Source organism: Ohtaekwangia koreensis (genome assembly GCF_900167975.1).
Classification (GTDB): domain Bacteria; phylum Bacteroidota; class Bacteroidia; order Cytophagales; family Cyclobacteriaceae; genus Ohtaekwangia; species Ohtaekwangia koreensis.
Window position 1 is genome coordinate 2526576 of the sequence record NZ_FUZU01000001.1, and the last position, 16053, is coordinate 2542628.

Genomic DNA, 16053 nt, shown 5'->3' on the forward strand with positions numbered 1-16053 from the left:
AAAAAATTGTAACCGTCAGCTTATAGTGCAATCGATTCCGGTAATTTTATTTGTTTACTTTTCGCCCCGATAATATTTTATTGCAGCAAATCTCAAACGAATGAAATGTCCATCGGTTTATCTTATGCTTCTTACTGGCAGCAATGATGGATTCTCCATAAATCTTAACTTTTAACCAATTATAATACAGATGAAAAGAAAATTGCGCATGGGAATGGTAGGAGGTGGCCTCACCTCTTTTATTGGACCAGTTCACCGTAAAGCTGCCGGCATTGACGGAGAAATTGAATTAGTATCTGGTGCCTTCAGCGTAGTACCGGGTGAATCGAAAGCAACTGGTGAAGCTTTGTATCTGAATCCCAATCGCGTGTATGAAACTTATCAGGAGATGTTTGAGAAGGAAGCTAAACTTCCTGCCAGCGAACGCATTGATTTCGTGTCGGTAGTTACACCGAATCACGTGCACTTTGGTCCATCGAAGATGGCATTGGAAAGTGGATTTCATGTGCTTGTTGAAAAACCAATCGCTTTCTCTCTGCAAGAAGCAAAGACATTGAAAAAAGTAGTTGATAAGACTGGATTAATATTAGGACTTACGCATACTTATACCGGCTATCCGCTGGTGAAAGAAGCGCGTAACATGGTAGCGGCCGGTAAACTTGGCGCGATCAGAAAGATATATGTAGAGTATCCACAAGGATGGTTATCAACTTTGTTAGAGAAGTCTGGTAATGCACAAGCTTCCTGGAGAACTGATCCAAAACAATCCGGTATGGGTGGTGCTATTGGAGATATAGGTACACATGCTGCGAATCTGGCAGAGTATATAACTGGCTTGAAGATCACAGAAGTGTGCGCTATGTTGAATACGGTAGTGAAAGGTCGTCACCTCGATGATGATACTTCTATGTTGATCCGTTTTGAAAATGGTGCTTCCGGAATTTTGATGGCAACGCAGGTTGCTGCCGGTGAAGAGAACAACCTGAACATTCGTATCTACGGAGAGAAAGGTGGTTTGGAATGGAGACAGATGGAGCCGAATACACTGGTCGTAAAATGGCTTGGTAGACCGATGGAAATTATTCGTGCAGGACAATCCTATTTGTCTGATGATGCAAAAGCTTTCACCCGTACACCTGCTGGTCACCCGGAAGGATACCTCGAAGCCTTTGCAAATATATACCGCGCCTTTACAAAGGCAGTACGCGATTACAAACCCGGTAAAAAAATCAACTATACGAAATATGATTTCCCCGATGTTGAAGATGGCGTACGCGGAATGAACTTTGTACAAACCGTAGTGAAGTCTGCAAACTCAAGTAAGAAGTGGACACCGCTTAAGTAACAGCTTTCAGTTATCAGCTGCTTAACGTTAGTAGCTGATAACTATAGTATAAGTGTTAGTATAACGTTGCTAATTGAAAAGATATTTAGCAGCGCATAGCTGGCAGCAGGCCGTTTAAAGCGGAGTGTATATAAAACAAACAAGCATCAAAAGGAAATGAAAACTATAAAAGGACCTGCGATATTTTTGGCGCAGTTCATGGGCGATCAGCCGCCCTTTGATAATCTGAAGACTATATGTAAATGGGTTGCTTCACTGGGTTATGTCGGGGTGCAGATTCCTACATGGGATGCACGCTGCATTGATCTGAAACAAGCGGCCGAGAGTAAAGATTACTGTGATGAGTGGAAAGGTATCATCGAATCATGTGGATTACAGGTAACAGAATTATCTACACATCTTCAAGGTCAATTGGTAGCCGTACACAATGCCTATGATGAATTATTCGATGGCTTTGCACCCAAAGCGCTGCGTGGAAATCCAAAGGAAAGAACGGCATGGGCTGTAGAACAATTGAAGTATGCAGCAAAAGCAAGTCGTAATCTAGGATTGAATGCACATGCTACATTCTCCGGTGCATTGATGTGGCATACTGTATATCCGTGGCCACAACGTCCTGCCGGATTAGTAGAAGATGGCTTCGCGGCATTGGCAAAACGCTGGCTTCCGATCCTCAATGCCTTTGACAAGGCTGGGGTTGATCTTTGTTATGAGATTCACCCGGGAGAAGATCTTCATGATGGTATAACTTTTGAACGCTTCTGGGAAGCTACCGGTAAACATGAGCGTTGTAATCTCCTGTATGATCCAAGTCACTTTGTATTGCAGCAACTTGATTATCTTCAATATATAGACTTCTATCATGACTTCATTAAGATGTTCCATGTAAAGGATGCAGAGTTTAATCCTACCGGGAAGAGTGGAGTATATGGAGGGTACCAGGATTGGATCGATCGTCCCGGAAGATTCCGTTCATTGGGCGATGGTCAGGTTGATTTTAAATCCATCTTCAGTAAACTTACACAGTATGGTTACGAAGGCTGGGCAGTGCTTGAATGGGAATGCTGTATGAAGCATCCTGAACAAGGTGCCGCAGAAGGTGCACCGTTTATCAAGAGTCATATCATCCGTGCAACGGATAAGACCTTTGATGATTTTGCATCGGTGGGTAAAGATCAAAAACTCAACAAGAGAATTTTAGGAATATAAATACTATACAAACAAAAACAGAACATGAAAAAACTATTTGTACTCATTGCCTTGGTCGGAGTGGCGGGCATGTCTTTGACATCATGCGGTTCGAAAAAAGAAGAAAAGAAAGAAGAGGCAGATGCATACAACGATTATGAAACAGCAGAACCTAAAGCAGCTTCTGCCGAAGATCAGATCGCACAAGGTCAGGCATTGGTAGATGGCAGTGATTGCAAAACATGTCATCATCCAACCAACAAGATTGTTGGTCCTGCACATATGGAAGTTGCTAAAAAGTATGAATTTACAAAGGCAAATGTAACTATGTTAGCAGGTAAGATCATCAACGGAGGAAGTGGTAACTGGGGTGAAATCCCGATGTCTCCACACGCTGATGTTTCTCAGGCTGATGCAGAAAAAATGGCGATGTACGTGCTTTCGCTTGATGGCGAAAAACCAAAGGACTAATATAGCAACAGGTGCCTCGGTATATATATCAGGCACCTTTGTTTTTTAGATAACAACAACCAATCAATTAACCCAAACCAGAAATGTCCATCATCTTAACGTTGTGTGGGCATTTCTTTTTCATCCACCTAAACCCAAATGCAGATGAAATGTTTCCGGACGCTCGTAATTACGCTTATGATTCTATCTTCTCTGGATAGTTTTTCACAGAACAAATTAACACCCGCTGAAGAAAAAGCAGGATGGAAACTTTTGTTCGATGGAAGCAGCACAAAAGGCTGGCATGTTTTCAACAACAAGTCAGATGGTGCTGCCTGGAAAATCGCTGATGGTGAATTATACCTCGACAGTTCTTCGAAAGAAGGAAGAGGTGATATTGTTACCGACAGTGAGTATGAAAATTATGAATTAACACTGGAGTGGAAAGTAAGCGCCTGTGCAAACAGTGGCGTTCTTTTCAATGTAGTGGAGGATGCAAAGTATGATCATGTATACCTTACGGGACCAGAGATGCAGGTGCTTGACAATTCATGTCACCCCGATGCGAAAATTCACAAGCATCGCGCAGGCGATCTGTATGATCTTATACCTTGCTCCAAAGAAACCGTGAAGCCGGCAGGAGAGTGGAACGTTGCAAAAATTATAGCCAAGAACAGCAAATATGAATTCTGGCTCAACGGAACAAAAGTGGTGACCTTTGCCATGCATGATGCTGCCTGGGACGAAATGGTGAAGAATAGCAAGTTCAAGTCCATGCCTGATTTTGGTAAAGCGAAAAAAGGACATATAGCACTTCAGGATCACGGTGACAAAGTTTCCTTCAGAAACATTAAGATCCGCGAATTGAAATAACACATGAATGCCTGAGATATATACTTCTCAGGCATTTTAATTTCTACTCATTATGAAGCATTCCTATTTAGCAATAATTGTATTGTTCTGCCTTTTGCTTTCATGCAAGCAGGATAGATCACGTGGACGCGTACTGGTTTTTTCAAAAACCAACGGTTTCCGCCATGAGTCCATCAGCACTGGTAAAGTAAAGCTGATCGAGCTTGGCGCGAAGAACAATTTCGATGTAGATACTACAGAAGATGCCAGTGTATTTAACGAAGAGAATCTGAAGAAATATAGCGCGGTAATTTTTCTGAACACCACCAATAATGTTCTGGACCTTCAGCAGCAAAGTCACTTCAAGCGCTATATACAAGCCGGAGGAGGATTTGTTGGTATTCACGCAGCCGCAGATACGGAATACGAATGGCCATGGTACGGTCGATTGGTAGGCGCTTACTTCAAGAGCCATCCGCATATACAGGACGCAACACTGAAGAAAGTAAAACCTTTCGGTCCCAATACTTTGCCCGATAGCTGGACACGTAAAGACGAATGGTATAATTACAAGAATATATCCGAGGAGATCAATGTGATCTACAACCTCGATGAGTCTTCTTATGAAGGCGGACAAAATGGAACGAGTCATCCGATTGCCTGGTATCACGAGTTTGACGGAGGCCGGTCGTTCTATACCGGCATGGGCCACACGCATGAAAGTTATTCCGACTCACTATACATGCAGCATGTATTGCAAGGCATTCAATATGCTATAGGAGAAAATGCAACGCTGGATTACTCTAAAGTAACAGCCAAAGTAGCGCCTGAAGATAATCGCTTTACAAAAACTGTTCTTGACTTTAATCTCAATGAACCAACAGAAATGGTCGTGCTGAAAGATAGCCGGATTATTTTTGTTGAACGCAAAGGCGATGTCAAACTATATGATCCGAAAGACGGAAAAGTAAAGGTTGTCAACACCATGAATGTAGGCACCAAGTTTGAAGACGGTGTACTGGGTATAGCAGCCGATCCGGCCTTCGATCAGAATCAGTGGCTATATGTATACTATTCCCACCCTGAAAAGTCTGCGAACGTTTTGTCGCGTTTTATCTTTACAGATAAAGTGGACATGGCTTCGGAGAAAGTGATATTGGAAGTGCCCACACAACGCGAGACCTGCTGCCACACAGGAGGATCATTGACCTTTGATGCCAATGGAAATCTTTTCTTATCCACCGGTGATAACTCTTCTCCCTTCGAATCAGATGGATTTAGTCCCTCCGATGAACGTGTAGGACGCAGCCCGTTTGATGCACAGAAGTCATCGGCCAATACCAATGACCTTCGCGGTAAGATCTTACGCATTCATCCTGAAGCCGATGGTACCTATACTATACCGGAAGGAAACCTGTTTGCAAAAGGAGAAGCTGGTACACGTCCGGAAATATATGTGATGGGTTGCCGCAATCCATATCGTATTTCAGTAGATCAAAAGACAGGTATATTATTTTGGGGTGAGGTTGGTCCTGATGCAGGGGAATCAGATTCTCTTCGTGGTCCGCGCGGTCATGATGAAATCAATATGGCCACGAAGCCGGGTAACTATGGCTGGCCATACTTTGTAGGGAAGAACTTTGCCTATATGAAGCACGACTTTGCAACACAGAAAAGCAATGGCTCGTGGGATCCAGCAAAGCCCCTCAATGAATCAGCAAACAATACAGGTAAGAAAGAATTACCTCCGGCACAACCCGCATTGATCTATTATCCATACGCCAAGTCAGAAGAGTTTCCGATGGTGAAAGAAGGCGGACGCAACGCTATGGCCGGACCTATATACTATAGCGATCAGTATACAGGTAAAGACACGGCCTTCCCCGATTACTTCGATGGTAAACTGATTGCATACGACTGGATGAGAAACTGGATCTTCCTGGTAAGCTTTGATGCTTCCGGTAAGATTGCAGACATGGAGCCTTTCATGGCGAATACTACTTTCAATAACGTCATCGATATGTCGTTCGGTCCCGATGGTAAACTATATATGATTGAATATGGTACCAAGTGGTTTGCACAAAATCTGGATGCTCGCCTGGTACGCATCGACTATAACGGAGGCAATCGTACACCGGTAGCAAAGCTTTCTGTAGATAAAGCATCGGGCTCTGTTCCGCTCACCGTTACATTTTCTTCGAAGGGAAGTATGGATTATGATACTGAAGATTCACTGGTATATGTACTCGAAGCAGAAGGCAAGACCTATACTACGAACGATGGCAATTTTGCCGTCACGTTTGATAAGCCGGGAGTATATACTGCCAAACTGAAAGTTACCGATGACAAAGGCAATAGCAGCAACGCAGCGACACAGGTAACGGCCGGTAACGAGCCTTCGGTAATTGAAGCTTCCGTGACACAAGGAAATAAAACGTTCTTCTTCCCGAATACAAAAATCAGTTATGCAGTAAAAGTATCTGATAAAGAAGACGGTTCTACAACGGATGGCACCATCAAAGCCGATGCTGTTACTATATCATTCGATTACCTCAAAGGTTTTGATATCACCAAAGTAGCACAAGGACACCAGGTGCCGACAGCCGAGTTGCCTGGTAAAGCATTGATTGCTAAAAGTGATTGTAAATCATGTCACGTCATTGATCAGCGTTCTGCAGGTCCAAGCTATAAAGAAGTAGCAGCAAAGTATAAATCACAAACCGGAGCTATTGATTACCTCGCAGCGAAGATCATCAAAGGAGGTTCAGGTGTATGGGGTAATACAGAGATGGCCGCGCATCCTCAAATAAGTGTTGAAGATGCCAAGGAGATGGTAAACTATATACTTTCATTAGCCGATGAGAAAGCAGCGAAGAAACTTCCATTGAGCGGCAGCGTCACTACCGGAAAAGAAACGGAGGGTGCTTACTTGCTTACCGTTTCGTATTACGACAAGGGTGCTGCTCCGGTTCCTTCGATCGGATCAACGGCTACCTTGGTACTTCGCAGTCCGATGCTCAAAGCAGACCAGGCTACCGATCTTCATTTAGTTCGCGTGTTGAACTGGGGTGGAAATATTGCCCTTGAAAATGTAAGGCACACAGCACACGCAAGCTTTAAAAACATTGATCTCTCAGGTGTGAAGAAAGCCAAACTGCTTCCGTTCCTCGGAGACGATCAGCCCGGTGGTGAAATTGAAATACACCTTGATAAACCCGATGGAAAATTGCTAGGCAAAGGCCGCGCATCGGGTAAAGGATTACAAGCCATCACCACTAATCTGGAACCTTCAACCGGATATCACGATTTATATATTGTCTTTAAAAATGAAGGTGCAGGAAACAAAACTTTGTTTTACTTTGGTGGTATAGAATTATTGAATAAATAGAGCCCATTAATAACCTACAACCATGAAAAGAAGAGAATTTGTACAAACAGCATCGTTCGCGGCAGCGGGTTTGCTTTCACTGCCAACCTTTCTGGCAGCAGGTAAAGTAAAAGCATCCACGCTCGGGCTTCAACTTTATACTTTACGCGATACCATACCTGCCGATCCGAAAGGTGTATTGCAAAAGGTAGCAAGCTTCGGTTACAAAGAGCTTGAAACCTATGGCTATAGCAATGGCAAAATATTCGGAATGGATTTTCTGGAGTTCGGTAAATATGTGAAGAGCCTCGGAATGAAAGTAACAAGCGGTCACTATGGTTGGGACATTGTCCGCGGTGATTGGGAGAAAGCTGTTACCGATGCGAAAGCTATAGGACAATCCAATATGGTAGTGCCTTGGATTGCTGCTGAAGAACGTGGCTCCATTGAAACCTTTAAGAAACTCTGCGGCGAACTCAACAAGGCCGGTGAGATCTGCAACAAGCATGGCATTCGTTTAGGCTATCACAATCACGCATTTGAATTTGAAAAAACAGATGATCAGATTCCATATGATGTGATGCTGGCAACACTCGATCCGAAGAAAGTAGGTATGGAGATGGATATTTTCTGGGTGGTAAACGCAGGCTATGATCCGATTAAATACTTCGAGAAATATCCAGGACGTTTCGAGCAGTGGCATGTAAAGGATATGAGCAAGGAAGATCGTGGCAGGAATGCTGATGTTGGAACAGGAACGATTGACTGGAAAGCGATTTTCGCGAAAGCCAAAGTTTCTGGAATGAAGCATTACTATGTAGAGCAGGAAACATATCCAGGTGCTCCGATTGATAGCGTTGGCGCGAGTGCCAAATATCTGAAGACGATATTATAGTTTTTTTGTTTTTTGTTTACTGGGAAGATGTCGGGCGTTATTGCCCGACATTTTTTGTTTTATACCGCTCGCTATTTTACATTGACACCATTTTCATTTTAACGGTTCACTATGCGTGTTGTCAACTTCATTCTGGCCATTATGTTTATGGGCTTTGCCTTTCTTCAGCTCAACGACCCTGATCCTGTAATCTGGATTTTGATCTATGGTGTGATGGCTGTTTTTTGTGTGATGGCCATGTTTGATTTCTATTCCCGTAAGGCTCTTATAGCAGTCCTCCTGATCTATACCGCCTATAGTTTTTTTTATATACCGGGTGTTATAGAATGGCTTCAGCATGATAATCGTTCTGCTTTGTTTGATGATGTAGCAAAAATGGAGCACCTCTATATTGAAGAGTCTCGCGAATTTTTGGGGTTGCTCATCTGCATTGCCGTACTTGCAGGTTATCTGTATCGTGCGCGAAAGACACGTGTAGCGTCACGCTGAAATAGTATAGACGTGATGCGGATTCTTTATGGCTACGTTTTGAGAAGCTGTCTATACACAATAAACTCTTTACCCTCAATACTCAAAACTCTATCTAATCCTGTGTAATTTATTATCTTCATGTCTTTATGAGAAGAGTTTTTGTGTTCCTTTTTGCAGCTTGCCTGTTGGTGAGTTGTTCGAGATCAAAAGAAAAAATTCCACCTGTTATACCTATGGAAAAATCCTCGGGGAAAATTGTGATCTATCAGTTGATGACACGCCTCTTTGGCAATAAGAAGACGACCAATACACCGTATGGCACTATTGAAGAAAATGGAGTAGGGAAGTTTAATGATATCAACCCCGCGGCACTCAAGTCTTTGCATGCGCTCGGTATCACACATGTATGGTACACCGGTGTACTCGAGCATGCAGTATTGACGGATTATACCAAGTATGGAATTCCCCTGGACGATGCCGATGTCGTAAAGGGGCGCGCGGGTTCTCCCTATGCTATAAAAGATTACTATGATGTTAACCCCGACCTTGCTTCGGATGTTAATAGTCGTATGACGGAGTTTGAACATTTGATCGAACGTACACATGCAGAAGGTTTGAAAGTGATTGTCGATTTTGTTCCCAACCATGTAGCACGTTCCTATAAGTCAGATAAAAAACCTGCCGGTGTAAAAGACCTGGGTGAAACTGATGATAAGAATGTTGCCTTCAGTGCATCCAATAATTTTTATTATCTGCCGGGACAATCGTTCCAGGTGCCGGCAGGGTATAAACCATTGGGAGGCGGAACGTTTCCAACGCTCGATGGCAAGTTTGAAGAAACACCGGCAAAAGTTACCGGCAACGATCAGTTCACAGCAAGCCCCGGAGTAAACGAATGGTTTGAAACCGTGAAACTGAATTATGGTGTTGATATCCAGAATGGACGCAGAACATTTTTGGATCCTATACCTGATACATGGGTAAAGATGAAAGATATACTCTTGTTCTGGGCTAGTAAGAAAGTAGATGGCTTCCGGTGTGATATGGCCGAAATGGTTCCGGTAGAATTCTGGAGCTGGGCTATACCAATCGTAAAAGCACAACATCCGGGGATAATATTTATAGCAGAGATTTATAACCCGGCACAGTATAATAATTATATACATACCGGGAAGTTTGATTTTCTGTATGATAAAGTTCAACTATACGATACGCTTCGATTGCTGGTACAGGGTAAGGCAAATACCCACGACATTCATTCGATCCGCCAGACGCAGGAAGGTATACATCAGAACATGCTGCATTTCCTGGAGAATCATGATGAACAACGCATTGCCTCTCCGTACTTTGCCGGTGATCCGTGGAAAGCTGTTCCTGCCATGGTTGTCAGTGCTACCTTGGATAATGGTCCCGTCATGATATACTTTGGACAAGAGGTGGGCGAGCCTGGTGCCGGTACAAAAGGTTTTCAAGGTGATGATGGACGCACTACCATCTTTGATTATTGGGGAGTTCCTGAACATCAAAAGTGGATGAATGGAGGCAAGTTCGATGGCGATTCATTATCACTCGAACAAAAGCAATTGCGTTTGTTTTATAGCGACTTGTTGAATCTGGCCTCTAAAAATCCGGCACTAGTGGCAGGAGAGTATATTGACCTGACAGCTTCGAATATAGCAGCCGGGAATTTCACAGATAAGGTGCATGCCTTTCTGCGGTTCTCTGGCGAGGAACGGTTATTGATCCTCACAAGCTATAATGCAGCCGAGCAGGTGGTGAAAGTACAGATACCACGTGAAGCATTTCAGCAGGCAGGCCTTGATCCGGCAGGCAGCTATATAGCCCGTGACCTGCTGTGGCGTGAAGCTGAAGTAGGGTTTGATCAGAACCTGACCTTTGAATTGAAATTGAAACCGTATAGCTCGTTTATTTTCAAGATCAAATAGCATGCTGCAAAGCAACTTATAGATCGTGAAGTGTGGTGTAGAAATGAAAATGTTGAAATATAGAGTTCCATTCGATCAGATATGTCTGATGAATATAATTGGAACATCGTAATACAACAGCAACGTATAGCATGTATAGCGCATAAAAAATTAGCAGGCAGATGCAAGAACGCAAAGGACAATCGCGAGTAATGATTGAAAATGTACAGCCACAGGTAGATGGCGGGCTGTATCCGGCAAAACGAACCGTTGGTGAACGGGTAGATGTAACCGCAGATATATTTGGTGATGGCCACGATCATATCCGCGCACAGGTATGGTATAAAAAGGACGGTGATGCAGAGTGGACAACCGTAGAAATGCTGCACGTGATGAACGACTCGTGGAAAGGTACATTTCATGTTCAGCAGAAGTGTTCATATTTATATACCGTAGTCGCCTGGATCGACCACTTCGAAACCTGGTATGATGGTTTCAAAAAGAAAGCTGCAGCACATGTAGATGTGAAAGTGGAGCTTCAGGAGGGAGCGATCATTTTAAAGAAACTTGCCAAAGATAAAAACAACGAGCTACTGAACGCAGCAACCAAACTCGAAGCCCCCTATAACACTGCGATCGAGTATGTATTAAGTGAGGAATTTAAAGAGATCGTTCATCACTATCCACTTGTGGAGTTCGAGACGCTCTATGATAAAGTTCTTCCCATTACCGTTGAGCATAAGAAGGCAAACTTTTCTTCCTGGTATGAACTGTTTCCCCGTTCGGCCTCACTCGAAGGAAAGCATGGAACTTTTCAGGACGTGATAAAACTTCTGCCCAGAGTGGCAGCCATGGGATTTGATATACTATATCTTCCACCCATACATCCCATTGGAAAAGTTAATCGCAAAGGTAAAAATAACAATGTACACTCAGAGCCCGGTGAGCCTGGTTCGCCATGGGCTATCGGCAGTGATGAAGGCGGACATAAATCTATACACCAGGAACTAGGGACACTGGAAGATTACAAGCGTTTAATACGCGAAGCAAAACATTATCATATAGATATAGCGCTTGATCTGGCCTTTCAGTGTGCGCCTGATCATCCGTATGTAAAAGAAAATCCGCAGTGGTTCAAGCAACGCCCGGATGGCTCCATTCAGTATGCTGAGAATCCTCCGAAAAAATACCAGGATATATACCCGTTTAACTTCGAGACAGACGACTGGATGGCCTTGTGGCAGGAGCTTAAATCGGTGATTACCTTCTGGGTTGATAACGGCGTTCAGATCTTTCGAGTAGATAATCCACATACCAAGCCTATACCATTCTGGCAATGGGCAATCGCGGAGGTAAACAAACTATATCCCGATATAATCTTTTTATCCGAAGCGTTTACACGCCCCAGGGTCATGGCCTCATTGGGAAAGATCGGCTTCACACAATCCTATACTTACTTCACGTGGCGCACAAGCAAAGCGGAAATCATCGAGTATATGAATGAACTGGTAAACGGACCATCGCGCAATTATTTTCGTCCTAACTTCTGGCCCAACACACCGGATATTTTACCATGGCATTTACAACACCAGGGTGAGAATATATTTATAATCCGCCTGGCGCTGGCAGCAACACTATCCTCCAACTATGGTATATATGGGCCGGCCTATGAGTTCTACGATAATATACCGATGGAAGGTAAAGAGGAGTACTATAACTCTGAAAAATACGAGGTAAAACAATATGACTGGAAGCGCACAAATCGTATGACGGACATCATTACGATTATCAACAAAGCACGTAAAAATCATGCAGCACTTCAGTCTACCTGGAATATACATTTCTGTTTCATCGAGAATCCAAACCTGCTGGCATTTGTAAAAGCTACCGATGATCTTTCCAGTATTGTATTGGTAGTGGTAAATCTCGATCAACATAACAAGCAAAACGGGTATGTCCAGTTACCCAAATCATTGCTAAAGATTGGCGATCATATCAATGTAAAGCTATATGATGCAATGACAGACGATCATTATACCTGGACACAAGAATGGAACTATGTGGAAATCGATCCTTATAAAATGCCGTTCCACTTGTTTAAACTGGAAGTACACGAATCTTATATGTAACGCATGAGTATACCGATTAAATCCGGAGATCCGCTTTGGTTTAAAGATGCTGTTTTTTACGAAGTATCAGTCAGGGCTTTTTTTGACAGCAACGGCGATGGTATTGGCGATTTTCCTGGATTGATCCAAAAGCTGGATTACCTCGAAGACCTCGGTATCAATACACTTTGGTTGCTGCCTTTTTATCCGTCACCATTAAAGGACGATGGCTTTGATGTAACCGACCATACAGATATACATCCGGATTATGGTACACTTACTGATTTCAAATTTTTCCTGAAGGAAGCACACCGCAGAGGAATTCGTGTTATTATAGAACTGATCCTGAATCATACTTCCGATCAGCATCCGTGGTTCAAGCGTTCACGCAAGGCCAAATCAGGTTCACGCTATCGCGACCTATATGTGTGGAGTGATACAACGGATAAGTATAAAGAAGCACGCGTCATGTTTTCAGATGCTGAAGCTTCTAATTGGACATGGGATACGGAAGCGCGCGCATACTATTGGCACCGCTTTTACAGGCATCAACCCGAATTGAATTTTGAGAATGCTGAAGTCCAGATGGAGATGATCAAAGTCGTTGACTTCTGGATGAAGATGGGTGTCGATGGATTTCGATTGGGCTCTGCAGCATTTCTTTTTGAAGAGGAGGGAACCAGTTGCGAAAATCTTCCGCAGACACACGTCTTTTTAAAGAAGCTTCGTTCGCACATTGATAAGAACTATAAAGATAAAGTATTGATCGCGGAAGCGAACCTCTGGCCCGAAGACGCAGCGACGTATTTCGGAGGAGGTGAAGAGTGTCACATGAACTTCAACTTCCCGTTGATGCCGCGTATGTTTCTGGCGTTGCGTACGGAAGATAGTTATCCTATCGTAGATATCATCGAGCAAACACCGGTCACACCACCCAATTGCCAATGGGTTGTATTCTTGCGTAACCACGATGAGCTCGGTCTGGAGATGGTTACCGAAGAAGAAAAAGATTACTTACTGAAAGCTTACGCAAGTGATGCCAATTCGAAAGTAAATACCGGTATACGCAGGCGATTGGCTCCCATGTTAAATAACGATCGGAGAAAAGTAGAATTGCTATATACCATTCTGCTTTCGCTGCCGGGCACGCCAGTTATATACTATGGCGATGAGATTGGTATGGGAGACAATGTATACCTGGGCGATCGTTTTGGTGTGCGTACTCCGATGCAATGGAACATGAACCTGAATGCGGGCTTCTCTACGGCAAACCCACAGCGCTTGTTTCTTCCTATTATTACCGACCCGGTATATAGATTTGAATCGGTGAACGTAGCCACACAGGAAGAAAATCCTTCATCATTGTTATGGTGGCTCAAACATGTTATAGCCATGCGCAAGAGGCTTAACATTTTTGGAAGAGGAACGATGAAATTCATCGAGAGTAGTAATGCTAAAGTGCTGGCCTTTGCACGTACCGATGAAAAGCAACGCGTGATTGTTGTGGCCAACCTCTCGCAATTTTCACAGGCAGCGACACTCAATCTTTCCGAATATAGGGATTGTGAGATGACCGAAGCGTTCAGTCAGAATCGGTTCATGAATGTAGAAGAAAATGATTACCCGATAACGATCGGACCATATGGATATTTCTGGTTCCAGGCGGATACTCCGGAGAAGAAAGAAAAGGCTGATGCAAGTGGAGAACTTCCGTTGATACGTACTGATTTATCATGGGAGCGTTTACTCGATAACTATAACGAAGTACGAAACCTCGAACGCAAAATACTTCCACCGTTTATGCGGAAGTGCCGTTGGTTTGGTGGTAAAGCAAAAGTGATCAACAAGATTGCGATTCACAAAACCATACCGGTAAAAGTAGAAGGCGATACACATTATCTCACCATCATTGAAGTACATTATGTGCAGCGTTTGCCGGAGCTATATTTTCTCCCGCTTACGTTCGTACCTTCTGATAGCATTCTTGAACGCGTAGAGTATACCACGCAAAGTGTAGTGTGCCGCGCTGAAATTCAGGGCCGCTCCGGTTTCATCATGGACAGCAGCTATGATAAGGTGTTCCGCGATTTTCTGTTCATGGGAATGGAGAAGGAGATTCGCCTGAAAGACGATAGTGGAGGAGAGCTCGAATTTAATTCCAGTGTATTTGCGCGACTCGGTAAAAACAAAAAAGTTGATTCCAAAATTCTCAAGACCGATCAAAGTAATACGGCCATCATTTACAATGATGAGTACTTCTTTAAATTCTATCGTAAGCTAGAGAAGGAAATCAATCCTGACCTTGAAATCATTCGCTTCTTATCCGAGCATACTACATTTCAGAATTGTCCCAAGTATGCTGGAAGTATAGAGTACCATGATCACGAAGGCAAGACTATAGTTTTCGGATTACTACAGGAGAAAGTAGAGAACCAGGGCGAAGCATGGGCAATGTCCGTTGATTCTGTTGGACGTTTCTATGAACGCGTCATGGTGAAAGGTAAAGCCGTGAAGCCTCCCAAGTTAATAAACAAGTCGGCTATAAAATTTGAAGACTCACCGGAGATCATACAGGAATATATAGGACGTGGCTTTTATGAGCGCATCGTACGATTAGGGCAACGCACCGCAGAGATGCACCTTGCCTTAGCATCGGACGCATCTAACCCTGCATTCACGGTGGAGAAATTCAACGCGAATTATCAGCGGTCTATGTATTCATCACTTCGTAAAATGGTGCGTGATCGCTTTAGTTTATTGGAGGCAACATTGCCCAAGCTGGATCCTCAGGTACAAGAACTCGCGAAGAAAATATTAGCATTGGAAGACAACATCCTCGAATGCTTCAGTGAAGTATATCAGGTAAAGATAAATACATTCAAGACCCGGATTCACGGAGACTTTCATTTGGGACAAGTGCTGTTCACCGGCAAAGATTTTGTGATCATTGATTTTGAAGGAGAGCCCGGACTTGCCTTTAGCGAAAGACGATTGAAGCGTAGCCCACTCAAAGACGTGGCCGGTATGATGCGTTCGATTCATTATGCAGCGTTCGGCAAAATTCTGCTGAATGAGAATTACCGCGACCGCGATTTAGAATTCCTCGAATCGTGGGCAGAACAGTGGCAACATTATATCGGGCGCTATTATTTAGGGGCATATATGGAACGAATGGGCATGGGCACGGTATTATCACCGGAACATGATGTGTTGTTGAGGACGTTCTTGCTGGAGAAAGCGATTTATGAACTCGGTTACGAACTCAATGGCCGCCCTGACTGGACTGTGATACCGCTGCGCGGAATTTATTATCACATGAAGCGCTACCAGGAAGAGAAAGAAGAGCGGAAGGAAACGAAGAGTAAGAAGTAAAGTAAATTAAGAGTAAAGGGTAGAAGTATATAAAGAATAAAAAGTAGAAGTATAGTGTGGTTTAACAATGTGTAGCAGGA

The 16053-nt window shown here is 43.5% G+C and carries 10 protein-coding genes; all 10 read left to right on the top strand.

The genetic code is table 11. From position 1 onward, the window contains the following. The first annotated feature begins 190 nt into the window (after positions 1 to 190). The 10 genes from B5Y40_RS10190 to treS all read left to right on the top strand — a co-directional run bounded on the left by B5Y40_RS10190 (position 191) and on the right by treS (position 15973). Complete coding sequence (locus tag B5Y40_RS10190; RefSeq protein WP_079686565.1) at positions 191 to 1345, top strand: Gfo/Idh/MocA family protein; 1155 nt, start codon at positions 191 to 193, stop codon at positions 1343 to 1345. A gap of 156 nt (positions 1346 to 1501) precedes the next feature. Beyond that, positions 1502 to 2554 (top strand): sugar phosphate isomerase/epimerase family protein, encoded by a 1053-nt coding sequence (locus B5Y40_RS10195; protein ID WP_079686566.1) that lies wholly within the window; start codon positions 1502 to 1504, stop codon positions 2552 to 2554. Positions 2555 to 2578: 24 nt separating this feature from the next. Further along, the gene (locus B5Y40_RS10200; RefSeq protein ID WP_245840510.1) at positions 2579 to 3004 is read left to right on the top strand and encodes a c-type cytochrome; all 426 of its coding nucleotides are present in this window, start codon (positions 2579 to 2581) and stop codon (positions 3002 to 3004) included. A gap of 144 nt (positions 3005 to 3148) precedes the next feature. Continuing rightward, positions 3149 to 3856: a 3-keto-disaccharide hydrolase gene (locus B5Y40_RS10205; RefSeq protein WP_079687152.1), complete on the top strand. Its 708-nt coding sequence runs from the start codon at positions 3149 to 3151 to the stop codon at positions 3854 to 3856. 52 nt (positions 3857 to 3908) lie between these two features. After that, a complete protein-coding gene (locus B5Y40_RS10210; protein ID WP_079686567.1) occupies positions 3909 to 7223 on the top strand; it encodes a ThuA domain-containing protein in 3315 nt (1104 codons plus the stop codon). Positions 7224 to 7245: 22 nt separating this feature from the next. After that, positions 7246 to 8097, top strand: a complete 852-nt coding sequence (locus tag B5Y40_RS10215; protein WP_079686568.1) for a sugar phosphate isomerase/epimerase family protein — start codon at positions 7246 to 7248, stop codon at positions 8095 to 8097. Positions 8098 to 8208: 111 nt separating this feature from the next. Further along, the gene (locus B5Y40_RS10220) at positions 8209 to 8586 is read left to right on the top strand and encodes a transmembrane 220 family protein (RefSeq protein ID WP_079686569.1); all 378 of its coding nucleotides are present in this window, start codon (positions 8209 to 8211) and stop codon (positions 8584 to 8586) included. 215 nt (positions 8587 to 8801) lie between these two features. Next, complete coding sequence (locus tag B5Y40_RS10225; RefSeq protein WP_143785685.1) at positions 8802 to 10514, top strand: alpha-amylase family protein; 1713 nt, start codon at positions 8802 to 8804, stop codon at positions 10512 to 10514. Between the two features lie 161 nt (positions 10515 to 10675). Then, complete coding sequence (locus tag B5Y40_RS10230) at positions 10676 to 12622, top strand: alpha-1,4-glucan--maltose-1-phosphate maltosyltransferase (RefSeq protein ID WP_079686571.1); 1947 nt, start codon at positions 10676 to 10678, stop codon at positions 12620 to 12622. A 3-nt stretch (positions 12623 to 12625) separates the two neighbouring features. Beyond that, positions 12626 to 15973, top strand: coding sequence for a maltose alpha-D-glucosyltransferase (gene treS, locus B5Y40_RS10235; protein ID WP_079686572.1), 3348 nt, complete (start codon positions 12626 to 12628; stop codon positions 15971 to 15973). Positions 15974 to 16053 lie beyond the last annotated feature (80 nt).

Bases quoted from the DNA above. Each gene is read 5' to 3' on its own strand.
- B5Y40_RS10190 (WP_079686565.1), top strand. From the start codon at position 191: ATGAAAAGAAAATTGCGCATGGGAATGGTAGGAGGTGGCCTCACCTCT.
- B5Y40_RS10195 (WP_079686566.1), top strand. From the start codon at position 1,502: ATGAAAACTATAAAAGGACCTGCGATATTTTTGGCGCAGTTCATGGGC.
- B5Y40_RS10200 (WP_245840510.1), top strand. From the start codon at position 2,579: ATGAAAAAACTATTTGTACTCATTGCCTTGGTCGGAGTGGCGGGCATG.
- B5Y40_RS10205 (WP_079687152.1), top strand. From the start codon at position 3,149: ATGAAATGTTTCCGGACGCTCGTAATTACGCTTATGATTCTATCTTCT.
- B5Y40_RS10210 (WP_079686567.1), top strand. From the start codon at position 3,909: ATGAAGCATTCCTATTTAGCAATAATTGTATTGTTCTGCCTTTTGCTT.
- B5Y40_RS10215 (WP_079686568.1), top strand. From the start codon at position 7,246: ATGAAAAGAAGAGAATTTGTACAAACAGCATCGTTCGCGGCAGCGGGT.
- B5Y40_RS10220 (WP_079686569.1), top strand. From the start codon at position 8,209: ATGCGTGTTGTCAACTTCATTCTGGCCATTATGTTTATGGGCTTTGCC.
- B5Y40_RS10225 (WP_143785685.1), top strand. From the start codon at position 8,802: ATGGAAAAATCCTCGGGGAAAATTGTGATCTATCAGTTGATGACACGC.
- B5Y40_RS10230 (WP_079686571.1), top strand. From the start codon at position 10,676: ATGCAAGAACGCAAAGGACAATCGCGAGTAATGATTGAAAATGTACAG.
- treS (WP_079686572.1), top strand. From the start codon at position 12,626: ATGAGTATACCGATTAAATCCGGAGATCCGCTTTGGTTTAAAGATGCT.